The sequence below is a fragment of the Pelomonas sp. V22 genome, from assembly GCF_030014915.1.
Taxonomy (GTDB): Bacteria; Pseudomonadota; Gammaproteobacteria; order Burkholderiales; family Burkholderiaceae_C; genus JAUASW01.
Genome location: NZ_JAGIXS010000005.1, coordinates 13,003 through 28,620 on the forward strand (window position 1 = coordinate 13,003; position 15,618 = coordinate 28,620).

13 protein-coding genes are annotated in these 15,618 nt (G+C 70.0%); 12 read left to right on the plus strand and 1 reads right to left on the minus strand.

The window, feature by feature from the left end:
• The 11 genes from J7U46_RS16145 (at position 1) to J7U46_RS16195 (ending at position 11,366) form a co-directional block, all read left to right on the plus strand.
• Complete coding sequence (locus tag J7U46_RS16145; protein WP_282827659.1) at positions 1–1,677, plus strand: dipeptide ABC transporter ATP-binding protein; 1,677 nt, start codon at positions 1–3, stop codon at positions 1,675–1,677.
• A gap of 96 nt (positions 1,678–1,773) precedes the next feature.
• On the plus strand, positions 1,774–1,968 hold the full coding sequence (locus tag J7U46_RS16150) for a hypothetical protein (RefSeq protein WP_282827661.1): 195 nt from the start codon (positions 1,774–1,776) through the stop codon (positions 1,966–1,968).
• Positions 1,969–2,065: 97 nt separating this feature from the next.
• Positions 2,066–2,956 carry an SPFH domain-containing protein gene (locus tag J7U46_RS16155; protein ID WP_282827663.1) on the plus strand — a complete coding sequence of 297 codons (891 nt, stop codon included), beginning with the start codon at positions 2,066–2,068 and terminating at the stop codon, positions 2,954–2,956.
• A 14-nt stretch (positions 2,957–2,970) separates the two neighbouring features.
• On the plus strand, positions 2,971–3,495 hold the full coding sequence (locus J7U46_RS16160; RefSeq protein ID WP_282827665.1) for a hypothetical protein: 525 nt from the start codon (positions 2,971–2,973) through the stop codon (positions 3,493–3,495).
• 3 nt (positions 3,496–3,498) lie between these two features.
• Positions 3,499–3,714, plus strand: a complete 216-nt coding sequence (locus J7U46_RS16165; protein WP_282827667.1) for a hypothetical protein — start codon at positions 3,499–3,501, stop codon at positions 3,712–3,714.
• 60 nt (positions 3,715–3,774) lie between these two features.
• Positions 3,775–4,392 carry a TetR/AcrR family transcriptional regulator gene (locus tag J7U46_RS16170; RefSeq protein WP_282827669.1) on the plus strand — a complete coding sequence of 206 codons (618 nt, stop codon included), beginning with the start codon at positions 3,775–3,777 and terminating at the stop codon, positions 4,390–4,392.
• Between the two features lie 86 nt (positions 4,393–4,478).
• Entirely contained in the window at positions 4,479–4,604 is a 126-nt protein-coding gene (locus J7U46_RS16175; RefSeq protein ID WP_282827672.1) for a hypothetical protein, read from the plus strand.
• Positions 4,601–5,482, plus strand: a complete 882-nt coding sequence (locus J7U46_RS16180; protein ID WP_282827674.1) for an alpha/beta fold hydrolase — start codon at positions 4,601–4,603, stop codon at positions 5,480–5,482. Before J7U46_RS16175 ends, J7U46_RS16180 begins: the two co-directional genes overlap by 4 nt.
• A 198-nt stretch (positions 5,483–5,680) precedes the next feature.
• Entirely contained in the window at positions 5,681–7,738 is a 2,058-nt protein-coding gene (locus J7U46_RS16185; protein WP_282827676.1) for a diguanylate cyclase, read from the plus strand.
• Positions 7,738–9,762, plus strand: coding sequence for a tetratricopeptide repeat-containing diguanylate cyclase (locus J7U46_RS16190; protein ID WP_282827678.1), 2,025 nt, complete (start codon positions 7,738–7,740; stop codon positions 9,760–9,762). The genes J7U46_RS16185 and J7U46_RS16190 overlap by 1 nt, the downstream gene beginning before the upstream one ends.
• Positions 9,762–11,366, plus strand: a complete 1,605-nt coding sequence (locus J7U46_RS16195) for a SulP family inorganic anion transporter (RefSeq protein WP_282827680.1) — start codon at positions 9,762–9,764, stop codon at positions 11,364–11,366. The genes J7U46_RS16190 and J7U46_RS16195 overlap by 1 nt, the downstream gene beginning before the upstream one ends.
• 21 nt (positions 11,367–11,387) lie before the next feature.
• Here the strand turns inward: J7U46_RS16195 and J7U46_RS16200 are convergent, their stop codons facing one another.
• The gene (locus tag J7U46_RS16200) at positions 11,388–12,650 is read right to left on the minus strand and encodes a hypothetical protein (RefSeq protein WP_282827682.1); all 1,263 of its coding nucleotides are present in this window, start codon (positions 12,648–12,650) and stop codon (positions 11,388–11,390) included.
• Between the two features lie 148 nt (positions 12,651–12,798).
• Here J7U46_RS16200 and J7U46_RS16205 point away from each other — a divergent pair, with 148 nt between their 5' ends.
• Positions 12,799–15,591, plus strand: a complete 2,793-nt coding sequence (locus J7U46_RS16205; protein WP_282827684.1) for a DEAD/DEAH box helicase — start codon at positions 12,799–12,801, stop codon at positions 15,589–15,591.
• The last annotated feature ends 27 nt before the right edge of the window (positions 15,592–15,618 follow it).

Sequence of the window (15,618 nt, forward strand, 5' to 3'; positions counted from 1 at the left end):
ATGTTGCTCAGTATTCAAGACCTCAAGGTCGCCTTCCGCATGGGCCGCGAGGGCGGCGAGATGAAGCGCCAGCTGGCGGTCAAGGGCGTCAGCTTCGACGTGCCGGAGAACGCCACCGTGGCCCTGGTCGGCGAGTCGGGCTCGGGCAAGAGCGTGACCGCCATGTCCATCCTCAACCTGCTGCCCAGCAATGCAGAGCGCAGCGGTGCCGTGCTGTTCCAGGGCCGTGACCTGTTGCAGGCCTCGGCGCGCGAGCTGCTGGCTGTGCGAGGGCGCGAGATCGCCTGCGTGTTCCAGGACCCGATGAGCTCCTTGAACCCGGTGCTCAATGTGGCCACGCAGATCTGCGAGCCCCTGATCAAGCACCTGGGCATGAGCCGCAAGCAGGCGCTGGCGCGCGCCGAGGAGCTGCTGCATGAGGTGGGCATTCCCGAGCCCAAGCGGCGGCTCTGGAGCTATCCGCACGAGATGTCGGGCGGCCAGCAGCAGCGCGTGATGATTGCCGTGGCCCTGGCCTGCGGCCCCAAGCTCCTGATCGCCGACGAGCCGACCACGGCGCTGGACGTGACCATCCAGCGTCAGGTGATGGAGCTGCTGGCCCGGCTGAAGGAGACGCACAAGATGAGCCTGCTCTTCATCTCGCACGACCTCGGCGTGGTCGGCGAGATCTCGGACCAGGTGGTGGTGATGCGCCACGGCGAGGTGCGCGAAAAGGCCGGCGTCGAGCGCATCTTCAGCCAGCCGCAAGACAGCTACACCAAGGCCCTGCTGGCCTGTCGTCCGAGCCTCACCGAGAACCCGGCGCGCCTGCTGGTGATCGACGACCACATTGCCGGCCGCACCGCTTCTCAAGCCGCCAAGGCCAAGGACCCCGAGGCACCGGTCATCCTCGAAGCACGCGGCCTGAAGAAGAGCTTCTTCTTCAAGACCGGTCTCTTTGGCAAGACCGAGTTCAAGGCGGTCAAGGACGTGAGCTTCAAGCTGCGCAAGGGCCACACGCTCGGTGTGGTGGGTGAGTCGGGCTCGGGCAAGACGACCATGGGCCTCACGCTCTTGCGCCTGCACGAGCCGAGCGGCGGCGAGGTGCTGTTCGAAGGCCGCGACCTGCTCAAGCTCGGCGGCCCCGAGTGGCAGCGGATGCGCCGCCGCATCCAGGTCGTCTTCCAGAACCCCTATGCCTCCTTGAACCCGCGCTTCACCATCGCCCAGACCCTGGTCGAGCCGATGGAGATCCACAAGATCGGCGCCAGCCATGCCGAGCGCCTGGCCACGGCCCGTGCACTGCTCAACAAGGTGGGCCTCGATGACACGGCCCTGGCCAAGTACCCGCACGAGTTCTCCGGCGGCCAGCGCCAGCGCATCGCCATTGCGCGCTGCCTGACGCTCAAGCCCGAGGTGCTGGTGCTGGACGAGGCCGTGTCGGCGCTGGACGTCTCGGTGCAGGCCCAGGTGCTCAACCTGCTGAAAGACCTGCAGGACGAGTTCGGCCTCAGCTACATCTTCATCAGCCACGACCTGGCGGTGGTGAAGTTCATCTCGGACGAGGTGCTGGTGATGCAGAACGGTGACGTGGTCGAACAGAACGAGGCCCAAGCTCTGCTGGCGGCGCCGCAGCAGGAGTACACGCGCAAGCTGCTGGGCGCTGTGCCCCGGGGATACCAGGCGGCTGCGGCCTGACCTGGCCGATCTGCAGTTCGTCGGCTGGCGCTGGGTCGTGCTGAGGGCGCCCACTACAGTTCGCGCTTTCGTCATTCACCGCAAGGGAGTACCCCCATGAACATCAAGCGCCTCGCCACCCTGTCCCTCACCGTTGCCGCCGCTGCTCTGTGCAGCGCTTGCGTGTTCGCACCGCCCATCAATACCGTGGCCGACAGCAACGAACTGGCCAAGATGAGCCAGCAAGCCCTGACCACCTGCGGCTCCGGCAATGTCAAGGAAGTCAGCGCCAAGTCCTTCAGCTGCAAGTAAGCGGCTGCTGAGCCCAAAGCAAGCCGCCTTCGGGCGGCTTGTGCTTTCCGGAATTTGCAATTAAAGTGATATCACCTTTTCCAGAGGAGATATCGCGATGAGCAAGCAAACGAACGGCCGCCGTGAGACCGCCGCGTTGACGGCCAACGGCTATTCCGCCCTGCTGGTGGCCCTGGCGCTGGCAGTCGTCGGCGCTCTGCTGATGTACCGCGGCATCGAGAATCCGGTGGTGGTCGGCATCGCCGCCCTGTTGTTCGTGGCCGCCGGGCTGCCGCTCGCCGGCCTGTACATGCTGCAACCCGGCGAGGCCAGCATCCTGACCCTGTTCGGCCGCTACAGCGGCACCGACCGCAGCGAAGGCCTGCGCTGGGCCAATCCGCTGACCATGAAGCGCAAGATCTCGCTGCGCGCCCGCAACCTGAACGCGGCCACGCTGAAGGTCAACGACAAGCGCGGCAACCCGGTCGAGATCGCTGCCGCCCTGGTCTGGCGCGTGGAAGACACGGCGCGTGCCGTGTTCGAGGTCGACGACTTCGAGGCCTATGTGCGCATCCAGGCCGAGACGGCGATCCGCCACCTGGCCTCGCAGTTCGCCTATGACGAGGGCGACGACACCAACAGTGGCGAGATCACGCTGCGCGCCGGCCAGGACGAAGTGGTGCGCGAGCTGGTCAAGGAGCTGCAGGAGCGCTGCGCCGAGGCCGGCGTGACCGTGGTCGACGCCAAGATCACCCATCTGGCCTATGCCCCCGAGATCGCCCAGGTGATGCTGCGCCGCCAGCAGGCCGAGGCCATCATCAGCGCCCGCAAGAAGATCGTGCAGGGCGCGGTCAGCATGGTCGAGGAGGCCTTGAAGGGCCTGTCAGAGCGCGACATTGTGGTGCTGGACGATGAGCGCAAGGCCGCCATGGTCTCCAACCTGCTGGTCGTGTTGTGCTCCGACAAGGACACGCAGCCCATCGTCAACGCGGGCACGCTGTACAACTGATTCGGGAGCCGGCGATGCGCGTCCTGTTTCTCGTCGCGTGGCTGCTGGAGCTGGGCTTCACCGCCGCCACCTGGTTCTGGCTGCCCGAGCAGGTCGGCGACCCTGGCAAGACCATGGGCCGCAGCGCCTTCGTGCTGATGATGCTGGCCCTGTCGGTGGCGGTCCCCTGGCAATGCGTGGACGGCGTGGCCTGGATCGCCCGGCGCATGTCTGGCGCCCTGGACCTGCCCAACAAGGCCTACTGGCTGGCGCCCGAAAGGCGCGAAGCCACCCTCATCCGACTGCGTGAAGCCATGACACCACTGGGCTTGCTGCTGCTCGCGCACTTCGCAGGCCTGCAGCTCTTCATGCTCTTGCGCAGCCGGCCAGAGCTGCCGCAAATCCCTCAGACCCTCTGGTGGATAGGCGTCGTCCTGGCGGTCTTGCTGTTCATCGGCTGGATCATCCAGCTGCACCGCCGCTTCGCGCTGCCGGCAAACGCGAGCCCGGTGCCGGTATCCAGACAAGTCCGGCGCCCGCAGCGCCGGCCGCGAGCCTGAACCATGGCCAGCCCCGACAAGAAGAGCTTCGCGCTGCGCCTCGATCCGGCCCTGTGGGCCGAGATCGAGCGCCTGGCCGCGCAAGAGCTGCGCTCGGCCAATGCGCAGATCGAATACCTGCTGCGCGAGGCCCTGGCGCGGCGCGGCATCAAGCCCGAGCTGAACCCGGCCAAGCGCGGCCGGCCGATGAAGGACCCCGGCGAGGACGAGGCCCCTTGAATCCCCTGATTTCGGCCGGGGCTTGCAAGTTCGCACGGTCGTGCTAAATTGGCGCCCATCATGGAAGCCGCCAAGACCGAACGCAGTGAGCTGACCCAGAGCGCCATCGTCGATGCCGCACTGGAGATGGCCGCGCTCGATGGGCTGGACAGCCTCAGCATCGGCGAGGTCGCCAAGAAATTGAATCTCTCCAAGAGCGGCGTGTTCTCGCGCGTCGGCTCACGCGAGGCCTTGCAGCGCGCGGTGATGGAGGAGTTCGACCGCCGCTTCCAGCAAGACGTGCTGCTGCCCGCGCTGCGTGAGCCACGCGGCCTGCCGCGCCTGGACGCGATGATGAAGGCCTGGCTGGAGCGCATCTGCCATGCCGGCCCCCGGGGCAGCTGCCTCTATGTGGCCGGCGCCTTCGAGTTCGATGACCGCGACGGCCCCTTGCGCGAGCTGTTGTTCGAAGGTGTGCAGCGCTGGCGCGGCGTGTTGCGCCGCAGCCTGGTGCAAGCCAAGGATTGCGGCCATCTGCGGGTCGATGTCGAGATCGAGCAATTGGTGTTCGAGCTCGACGCCCTGTTCACCGGCCTGCTGCGCGAGGCCCGTTTCCTGCGCAACCCCGAAGTGATGGCGCGCGGCCTGGCCGCCTACGAGCGCCTGATGTCTCACTACCGTTCCACCGCCGGCGCCTGAGGTCCCATGAAGACCCGCAGCGCCCTCCTGCACGACTTGATTTCGCACGGTCGTGCGCAAAGCTGGCTCACCCCAAGGAGACCGCCATGCTGATACCGCTGCTGTTCCTCGTCCTGATCGCCGGCCTGGCCCGGGCGCTGCTGGCCCTGCGCCGCCTCTGGCAAGTGCTGCCGCGCGACAACCATGACTTCGCGCTGGAGGAGCTGAGATGAGCTTGAGTGCCCAGGCCAATCCGGCCAGCCTTTTCTACGCAGGCGGCCTGACCGCCACGCTCTTGCGCCAGGGCCTGCGCCTCGCCCAGCTGATGGGCCCGCAGCTGGGCGGCGCGTTGGCGCTGCGCCTGTTCTGCAGCCCGCTGCCACCCAAGTTCCTGGGGCGACGCAGCCTGCCCGCGCCCTGGCTGGCCGAGGACTGGGCCTTCGAGGGCAGCCAGCTGCGCGCCTGGCGCCATGCGGCAGCGGCGGCCACGCAGCGCCCGCGGGTGCTGCTGGTCCATGGCTGGGGCGGCCGGGCGTCGCAGATGCGCAAGCTCGGCGAGGCACTGTGGCAGCAGGGCCTGGACCCGGTGCTGCTCGACCTGCCGGCCCACGGCCACAGCGGCGGCTGGAGCAGCCATCTGCCGCAGTGGCGGCGCGCCTTGTTCGCGGCGGCAAGCCGGCTCGGCCCCTTGCACGGCGTCGTGGCGCACTCGCTGGGCGCAGTGGCTGCACTCAGTGCGGCGGCTCGCGGCCTGCCCGTGCAGCGTCTGGCGCTGCTCGCCACCTCGGCGCCGCCGGCCACGGTGCTATCCTGGTTCGGCCAGGCCTTCGGCCTCGGCGAGGCGAGCCGGCAGGATTTGCGCAAACGGCTGGAGCGCCTGAGCGACGGGCCGTTGGCGCAATTCGAGCCGGACTGGCTCGGCCCGCATCTGCACCAGCCGGTGCTCTTGATCCACGACGAGCAGGACCGCGCGGCGCCGCTGGCCCATGCCGAGGCCCTGGCCGCCGTGCTGCCGGATTGCCGCCTGCTGCGCAGCCGCGGCCTCGGTCATCGGCGGGTTCTGGACCATATTTCACATGTCGATGCGGTATGTGCACACCTTGGGGAATAGCCCGGGGCGTGACGGGGGGCGGCTTCACTACACTGGGGCCCGTCCGCAGCAGTAGCAAAGCCCCAAGCAATCAAGCAGACCCCGGTTGGACGGGCGACGCGCCACCAGCCCCCCGCTGGCCGGCCGATAGCCCGTTCGATGAGCATGGCCCTTCGAGCGTCCGCCACTTCCGCCCTCTTCCGCCGGCCATCGCCGCGGGTGCAAGCCCATGCGCTGGCCGGCCTAGGCCTGTGCCTGCTGCTGGGCTGCCAGCCCACCAGCGAGCAGGCGACCGACCCTGCCGCCAGCAGCGCCGCCTCGCAGGCCGCTGACAGCAAGCAGCTGAACCAGGCGCTGGAGCGCATCGAACGCAATGCGCGGGCCCGGCCCCGCGAACACCTGGCCGAGCTGGCCCGCCTGCAGGGCCAGACGGCGCCCGGCAGCGAAGAACGCCTGCATGTGCTGGGTTTGCGCGGCGAGCTGGCCGGCATGTCGATCGACCGCACGACACTGGAGCAAGTCGCGAGCGAGCTGGAGCAGTGGCCCAATGCCCGGACAGCGCCCGCTGCCAAGGTGGTGGCCGCCACAGCCTGGGCGCGCTTCAACCGCGACCGTGGCGACCTGCGCGAGGCGGTCAAGCTGCTGCGCCAGGCGCCGGCCGGGGGCGTGGCCGCCCTGCCCTTGCTGCTGCAGCTGCGCTACCAGCAGCTGCGCTCCTTCGCCGAATCCGATGCCGGCAATCTCGATGCGGCCAGTGTGGCCATCGATCAGGCCATGAAGCTGGCCGAGCGCAGTGGCCAGGCCTGGCGCAAGGCCCTGGTCCTGGCCGACGTTGCCAATCTGATGGCCCGGACGCAGCAGTTCGAACGCGCCAAGCAAGGCATCGAGGAAGCGGTGCGGGTGGCCGAGAGCGACCCGTCCCCCGACCTGCTGACGCTCAACCAGGTGCAGACGGCCCGTGCCATCGTCTACACCCAGCTCGACGACCTGACCACGGCCCGCCAGTCCTTCGAGAAGGCGCTGGAGTACTCGACCAAGGCCGGCGCGCCAGGCGTGATCGCGCTCAACCTCGGCAACCTGGCCGACTTCTATCTGCGCCAACGCCAGTTTGCCCGCGCGCTGGAGCTGGCCAGCCAGGCCCTGCCGATGGCGAGAGAGGCCCGTCAGCTGAGCGCCGAGTCGGTGTCGCTGCACAACAGCGGCATTGCCAAGATTGCGCTCAAGCGCGTGGAGGAAGGCAAGCAGGAGGTGCGCCAGTCCATCACCATGGACGAGCAGCAGGGCGCCATCTCGATTGCCGCCGACGGCTGGGCCGAGCTGGGCCAGTACCTCGAGGAAGCCGGCGACTGGGCCGGTGCCATCGACGCCCTGCACCGCCACCGCGTGCTGATCGACAGCGTGCTGCGCGAAGACGCGCGCAAGACCGTGCTGGAGCAGCAGGAGCGCTACGACGCCGATCAGCGCGCCAAGGAGATCCAGCTGCTCAACCGTGACAACAGCCTCAAGGCCGAGCAGATCCGCGCCCGCGACCTGCAGCTCAAGCTGTGGGCGGCGCTGGGCGGCTGCATCGTGCTGTCTGCCGCTCTGCTGGGCATGGCCTACCAGCGCATCCGCCGGACCAACCAGGCCCTGGCCACCAGCAACGAGAGCCTCAAGATCCAGAGCGAGCGCGACCCGCTGACCGGCCTGGCCAACCGCCGCCATTTCCAGGCCGCCATCAAGCGCCTGGCGGCCAAGGGCGGGCTGTCGGGCACGGTCTTCCTGATCGACATCGACCATTTCAAGCGTGTGAATGACCAGCACGGCCATGCCGCCGGCGACAGCGTGCTGATCGAGGTGGCGCGCCGGCTGCGCGCCGCGCTGCGCGAGGACGATCTGGTGGTGCGCTGGGGCGGCGAGGAATTCCTGATCGTGGTCGAGACCCGCGACCCCGCCACCGCCCAGCACCTGGCCCAGCGCCTGCTGGACCTGATCGCCCAGCCGGCCATCCAGCATGGCAGCCTGCGCGTGCCGGTGACCGCCTCCATCGGTTTCGGCAGCTTTCCGCTGGCACCCAACGAACTGAGCGTGGACTGGGAGCGCGCCATCGACCTCGTGGACACGGTGATGTACATGGCCAAGGCCCATGGTCGCAACCGCGCCTATGGCATCGAGCGTATGGACGTGAATGACGAAGCCGGCTTGCAGGCCCTCTCCACCCGCATGGAAGCGGCCTGGCATGAAGGCCAGGTGGGCATGAGCGTGCTGCAAGGCCCGCCCGGGGAGAGCCGGCTGTGATGGCGAGAACCCGTCTGCTGCCCTTGCTCGCGGCCCTGCTGTTGCAGATGCCGGTGCTGGCCCAGGTGCTGGCGGCCGGGCCGCTGCAGCCACTGGAGGCCCAGCTGGCGCAGCTGGAAGCCGAAGGCAGCCAGGACCCTGACGCTGCCTTGGCCAAGCTGGGCGAGCTTCGGGTCGCTGAGGGGCTGCAGCAGCGGGTCATCTACACACGCGCCCGCATCCTGCTCGACGTGGGTCGCACCGAAGCCGCCGAGGCCTTGATCAAGCAGCTGGCGGCCCATCCCGAACAGGAAGGGCGCGTCCAGCTGCTCCGCGCGATGCAGGCAGATCGCCGGGGCGACGACGAGGCCGCCGTGGCCGGCGCCGGCAAGGCCGTAGGCCAGCTGGAAAAGACCTGCCCGGTGGGCGACGAGCGCGCTGCCGTCGAGCGCGGCAGCTGCGACTTCCGGGCGCAGTGGCAGGCCTTGCGCATCCTGCAGCAGGCCCAGCGTGATGTCGGTGCCAACCAGCCCGCCCAGGCACTGGCCCAGCGCGGTCTCGCGCTGGCCCAGGCCGGCCGCGATGGCCAGCTGGTCGTGGTCAGCAGCTCGGACCTGGCGCTGCTGGCCCAGGCTGCCGAGCAGCCCGAAGAGATGCAGCGCTGGCTCGAGCAGATGATGCTGGCCGCCGAGGGCGACTCGATGCGCATGTACACGGCCATGACCACGCAGGCCGTGGTGGCTGGGCGCGGCGGCAACAAGCAGGCGCAGCTGCAGTTCCAGCTGCGTGGCCTGGAGATTGCCCAGCAGGCTGGGGCCCTGCGCCATGTGGCGCGGGCCCAGTCCAACCTGGCCGACTACTACATGCACCGGGGCGAACCGGCGCGGGCGCTGGAACTGGCCCGCAAGGCCCTGCCGGTGATGCAGCGCTTCAAGGACCGTGATCGCGAGAGCGTCCTGCATCACAACATGGCCGTGGCCCTGCTGCGGCTGCGCCAGTTCGATGCCGCGCGGCGCGAGATTGCCCTGGCCGACCAGCTGCGCCTGGGCGGCGGCCAGCGGCCGGTGGTGCGGGCGCGCCAGCTGCGCGAGCTGGGTGAGGCCCTGGCCGAGGCGGGCCTGGCCCGCGAGGCCATCGCGATGTACCACGAGGAGCGGGCCCTGACCGTCAAGGTCAACGAGCGCGCTCAGGCGGCGGCGCTGGAGGCGCTGCGCACCAAGTACGACCGCACCCGAGGTCAGCGCGACCTCGAACTCTTGCAGCGCGACCGTAGCCTCAAGGACCAGGAGCTTGCCAACAGCCGCCTGGCGCAACAGGTGGGCGTTGCCGTGGCCGTGCTGCTGGGCCTGCTCGTCGTGCTGGGTGGCGTGATGGTGCGCCGCGTGCAACTGGCCAACAAGAAGCTCAAGGCCAACGAAGCCTTGCTGCGTGCCCAGAGCGAGCGCGACCCGCTGACCGAACTGGCCAACCGCCGCCACTTCCTGGCGGTGATGGAGCAGCAGGCGGCCAACCAGTTCGATGGCGCACTCTTGATGGTCGACATCGACCACTTCAAGCATGTGAACGACCGCCATGGCCATGCGGCCGGTGACATCGTCATCTGCGAGGTGGCGCGCCGCCTGTCGCATGCGGTGCGCCAGCAGGACCTGGTGGTGCGCTGGGGCGGCGAGGAGTTCCTTGTTTTTGCGCCGGGCGTGGCCCAGTCGCAACTTCATGGCCTGGCCGAGCGCATCCTGTTCAGTGTCGGCGCCGAACCGATCAACACTGAGGATGGGCCGCTGAACATCACCGTTTCCATAGGCTTCGCCCACTTCCCGCTGCCGCCCATGCGCCTGGCCCTGCACTGGGAGCAGGCGGTCAACTGGGCCGACATGGCGCTCTACACCGCCAAGTCGCAAGGCCGCAACCGTGCCATGGGCATTGCCACGGTGGACGCCCAGGACGCCGACACGCTGCAGCAGATCGAGGCCGACTTCGACGCCGCCTGCTCCTCGCAGCGCGTCAGCCTGCAGCAGATCCTCGGCCCGCAGCGCGGCGAGGGCTGATGTTCAGCCCGGCCACCTCCTGGCGCGATTACACGCGCCGGCTCCTGCGTGAGGATTTCAGCGCGGCCCTGGTGGTTAGCGTGCTCCTGATCCCGCAATCGCTGGCCTATGCGCTGCTGGCCGGCCTGCCGCCTCAGGTGGGCCTCTACGCCAGCCTCCTGCCCTTGCTGGCCTATGCGCTGCTGGGCTCCAGCCCGGTGCTGGGCATTGGCCCGGTGGCGGTGCTGGCGCTGATGATCTCGCAGGCCCTCGCTGCCGTACCGGCGGGCGTGAGCCCGGCCGAGGGCGCCCTGGTGCTGGCACTGCAGGTGGGGCTGATCCTGCTGGCGGCGGCAGCACTGCGACTGGATGCGCTGGCTTCGCTGCTGAGCGTGCCGGTGCTGCATGGCTTCGAGACCGGCGCGACGCTGTCCATCGCCCTCTCGCAACTGCCGCCGCTGCTGGGCAGCAGCGGACCCACCCAGCTGCCGCCGCTGCATCCCGCCACGGCCCTGTTCGGTCTGGGCGCCCTGGCCCTGCTGGTGCTGGCACGGCGCTACCTGCGTGGCCAGGCAGCCCGGTTTGCGCCCCTGCTGATCCTGCTCGCCGCCCTCGCCTTGGCCTGGGTGCTGGAGGTGCCGGGCCGGGGCGTGGCCGTGGTCGGCACGCTGCCACCGCTGCAGCTCGGGCTGGCGCTGCCTCGCCTGGACGCCGAGCTGTGGAGCGCCCTCGCGCCGCATGCGCTGCTGCTGGCATTGATGAGCTATGTGTCCAGCCTCGTGGTGGCCGAATCGCTGGCGCGCCGGCGCGGCGAACGTATCGACGCGCGGCGCGAGCTATTGGGCCTCGGTGCGGCCAACCTGGTGGCTGGCTGCAGCGGCGCGATGCCGGTGGCGAGCAGCTTCTCGCGCAGCGTGCTGATGCACGATGCCGGCAGCCGCAGCCGCATGACCGGCATCTTCGTCGCGCTCCTGATGGGCCTCGCGGCCTGGCTGCTGGCCGCGCCGCTGGCCTGGCTGCCCAAGGGCGTGCTGGCAGCCACCATCCTCGTGGCCGTGCTGTCGGGCCTGCGCCTGCAGCCTTACCGCGATGCCTGGCGCTTCGCCCGGCCCGAAGCCTTGCTGATGGGGCTGGTGACGCTGACCGTGGTGACCTGGAGCCTCGCGGCAGCGCTGGCGCTCGGCGTGGCCGGCTCCATCGCCTTGCTGCTGCAGCGCACGGCCCGCCCGCATGTGGCGCTGATAGGCCGGGTGCCCGGCACCGAGCACTACCGCAATGTCGACCGCCACCAGGTCGAATGCCGGGACGATGTGCTGGGCCTGCGCATCGACGAGAGCCTGGTCTTCACCAACGCCCGCAGCCTGGCCGACGTGGTGCAGCTGCACATCGACCACCATCCCGGTACGCGCCGCGTAGTCCTCTTGATGTCGCCGGTCAACGGCATCGATTTCTCCGGCCTCGAGGCGCTGCGCGAGCTGCACACGGCCTTGCGGCGCCAGCAAGTGCAGCTTGACCTGTCCGAGGTCAAGGGGCCCGTGCTGGACCGCTTGCGCGCCGGCGGCTGGGAGCAGTGGTTCCGGGGTCAGGTCCATCTGAGCCACCACCAGGGCATGAGCGGCGACTGAGCGCCGATGGGGCGGCGGCCTTCAGCCCGGCGTGACCGGCAGCAGGACCTGCAGCCGATGCTCGATGTCTTCCATCATCTGCTTGTAGGCCGGTGCACCCGGTCCGCCGTAGCGGCGGCGGAAGTCGGCCTCATGCAGGAACTCGGGCAGGTCGCCCACCGGCGGGAACAGCTGGGGTTCCGTCACGCCCTGGGCCAGCGTCTGCAGCCAGCCGCGCGGGTCGCTGCGTGACCATTGGCCGAAGCGGCTGCCGGCGCGGTCGGCCGCGATGTCGTTGAAGCTGAAGCCGCTGCCGTCGCGGGCATCGGCCAGTTCCTTCTGCAGGCCGATGGCGTCCGACAAGGGGCCGCCGGCCTCCGAGGCCAGGGCGGCCGAGATCAGGAAGTGCTGGCCGAAGTCCTGGCGGCGGGCAAAGCTGAGCCAGCTCGGGCTGGCGGCAGGCCAGTCGTCGGCCGTCGGGAACAGCGTGGCCGGCCCCCGCCCCGAGGCGTGCAGGGCCAGGGCTACCAGCAAGGCGCGCGCCTCGAGGGCCGTGCTGGCTTCGTCGGTGCTGCGGCTCAGGGCCAGCACGGCCAGCGGCTGCAGTACCTCGACGGTGGGGCGCTGGTCCAGGCCGCCCGGCGGTGGCAACTGCTGCTGCAGCGCTTCCCAATAGACGCGGGCACGCTGCTGCTCGGCAGCCGGCAGCAGACTGCCCAGGGCGCGGCGTGTGCTGTCGGCCTGCCAGGTGTAGACCAGCACGGCCCGCTGGTGCTGGAACTCCACCCGCTGCACCAGGTCGCCGGCCAGGCGGAAACCGGCGCTGGCGCTGTAGCGGTCCAGCAGCCTGTTGCCCAGCCAGCGCAGCAGCGGGCGCGGTAGCGGCAGGCGGCCGAGCTGGCCACCTGCGATGTCGGGCAGGCCGGCGCCCTGTACCAGGCGCAGTTCCAGGTTCAGCCACAGCGGCAGGCCAAGCAACCGGTGGCTGGCGCGCAGCCGCATCTGCTCTGGCTCCAGCTTCAGTTCGCTGGCGGCCAGGCCGCCATGGCGGGCCAGGTAGCTGAACATCAGGTCCAGCTCGCGCTCGGTCGCGGCCACCACGCGGGAGCGGCCCACCGGAGCCTGGCGCGGATCGGCGCGGCGCAGCAGGGAGCGCGCGGCATCGAGGTCGGCGGCCGAGGTCGGCGCGCGGGGCTGCAGGGCCGACGTGGTCTGCACGGCCAGCAGCAGGCACAGCAGCAAGGCCAGCAACAGCAGGATCAGGACACGGCGGCTCCAGCGCCCCAGCCATCGAACAGCAGCCACTCGAAGCATCCCCTCTTTCAAACCGGCCCCAGCGGCCAGCGGCGATTGTGCGGTAGCGGCAGGGGACGATGCCGTCAGGCTCGCCGAGAAGCTCGCTCTTTCCGGCGATCAGGATTTGAAGGGCCTCGAGCCCAGGACAATGGAGCTCATGACTGCCCCAGTTCCCGCCCCCGTCTGGCCGCCTGATGCCGAACAGTTGCGCCGGCTGTTCGCGCCCGAGCGGCTGCGTCGCGGCGCCTTGCTGGGCGAGCGCCTGCTGGAACTGAAGCAGGACGAGCAGGGCGCAGTGGCTAGGCTCGCGGGACCGGCCGGCCAAGTTTTCGAGCTGACGCTGCAGGGGGTGCTGGGCCGTGATGGCCAGCCGCACTACAGCGCGCTGTGCAGCTGCAAGCAGCGCCATTTCTGCGAGCACGCCGCCGCCGTGATCCTCTGCCTGCCGCGCCATGCGGCCGTCGATGCCGGTGGCGATGCGCTCGAACAATGGGCCGGTGCGCTGCGCAGCCAGGCCAGCCGCAGCACCTTGCGCAGCCTGCCGCGCCTCGCGGATGCCGACGCGGCGAAGTTGCTGGATCGATTGCTGGACGATGGTCTCGGTGCCGAAGTGCAGGCGGCGTTCCGCCCGCGCCTGAGCTTGCGCACCCTCGGTCGTGGCGACGGCCTGCTGGGCATGGCGCGCGACGGTGCCATCGGCCCGCGCGCCGACAGCGTGAGCCTGGCCTGGGTGGACTGGACCTACCGAGGGGCCGGCGGTTTTGCCTGGCAGACGCCGGCGCCGCGCAGCCTGCTCAACAGCCGAGGGCCGGCGCGCCAGCAGATCGGCGGCCGCTATCTGCAGCGCGACCTGGCGGCCGAGGCCGATGCGCGCGACCAGCTGTGGGAGCTGGGCCTGATCCCGGTGGACGTGAAACGCCTGCAATGGCGCGACCCCGAGGCCGCCGCCTGCCCGGCCGCGCCCTGGACGCTCGCGCAGGAGGCCCAGTTTGGCGAGTTCTGCGTCAGCCAGCTGCCACGGCTGCGCGCGCTAGGCTGGGAGATCGAACTGGCGCCCGGCTTTGCCCATTTGCCGGCCCGGGCCGAGGTCTGCACTGCGCGCTTGGAGCGCCTGGCCGGCTCGGGCCGGCGCGGCTCCTGGCTGCTCAGCCTCGGCCTCGAGATCGAGGGCGAGACGCTGGACCTGGCACCGCTGATCGCCGACCTGCTGCGCCGCGATGGCCGCTGGTTGCGCGCCGAACTGATCGCCAGCATCGATGACGATGCCGAGGTGCTGCTGCATGCGCCCGGCGGCCGCCGGATCGCCGTGCGGGCCGCGCCCTTGAAGGCCGTGGTCGGCGCGATGGTCGAGCTTTTGTTCGAGATCCGGGATGCCGGCCCCATCACCTTGAGCGACTGGGAGGCCAGCCGGCTCGAAGCGCTGGACGATCGCAGCGGCTGGCAGTTCCGGGGCGACGCCGACCTGCGCCTGCTGGCCCGCCGCCTGCGCGCGGCCGGCGAACCGGCGCCCATCGCTCAGCCCCCCGGCCTGGGCCTGGACTTGCGCCCCTACCAGCGCAGCGGCCTGGCCTGGCTGCAGCACCTGCGCGAGCAGGGCCTCGCGGGCATCCTGGCCGACGACATGGGCCTCGGCAAGACGGCTCAGACCCTGGCCCATCTCTTGATCGAGAAGCAGGCCGGGCGGCTCGACCGGCCGGCCCTGGCCGTGCTGCCGACCTCACTGCTCTTCAACTGGCGGGCCGAGGCCGCACGCGTGGCGCCGGGTTTGCGGGTGCTGACTTTGCATGGCCCCCAGCGCCATGCCGACTTCGCGCGCCTGGCGGAGTTCGACCTGGTGCTGACCAGCTACCCGCTGCTGTGGCGCGACATCGCCGAGCTGGTCGGCCAGCCCTGGCATTTGCTGGTGCTGGACGAGGCCCAGCAGGTCAAGAACGCCGGCAGCCTGGCGGCCAAGGCGCTGCGCCGGCTCAAGGCCCGCCACCGGCTCTGCCTGACCGGCACGCCGATCGAGAACCACCTGGGCGAGCTGTGGGCGCAGTTCGATTTCCTGATGCCCGGCTTCCTCGGCGATTCACGCAGTTTTGCCCGACGTTGGCGCAAGCCCATCGAGGAGAACGGAGAGACCTTGCGGGCCGAGCTGCTGTCGCAGCGGGTGCGGCCCTTCATCCTGCGCCGGCTCAAGGACGAGGTGGCGGCCGAGCTGCCGCCGCTGACCGAGGTGCTGCGCCGCGTGCCCCTGCTCGGCCGGCAGCGCGAGCTCTACGAGAGCGTGCGCGTGGCGGCCGACAAGCAGGTGCGGCGGGTGCTAGAGCGTCAGGGCTTCGAGGGCGCGCGCATCGCGGTGCTGGATGCGCTGCTGAAGCTGCGCCAGGTCTGCTGCGACCCGCGCCTGCTGCCGGGCGAGGCGGGTGCCGACAACCAGGGCCGCGCCAAGCTGGACTGGCTGGTCGAGACCCTGCCCGGCCTCTTGGCCGAGGGGCGCCGGGCGCTGGTGTTCTCGCAGTTCACCGGCATGCTGGACCTGCTGTCCGAGGAGCTCGATGCCCTCTCCCTGCCCCATCTGCAGCTGACTGGCGCCACGCCGGCCGGCGCACGGGGCGAGCTGGTCGGCCGCTTCCAGGCCGGCGAGCTGCCGCTGCTCTTGATCAGCCTCAAGGCCGGCGGTGTGGGCCTGAACCTCACGGCGGCCGACACCGTGATCCATGCCGACCCCTGGTGGAACCCGGCCGTCGAGGCGCAGGCGTCCGCGCGGGCACACCGGATCGGGCAGGACCGGCCGGTTTTTGTCTACAAGTTGGTGGTGGAAGGCAGCATCGAGGAGCGGATGCTGGAGCTGCAGGCGCGCAAGAAAGCGCTGGCGGAGGCCGTGCTGGGAAGCGACGAGGCCATGGCGGCCAAGTTCTCGGCGGAGGATCTGGACTTGCTCTTGGCCCCGCTCAGCGGGCCTTGAAGAAATGAAGCCCTCACGCTCACTGCT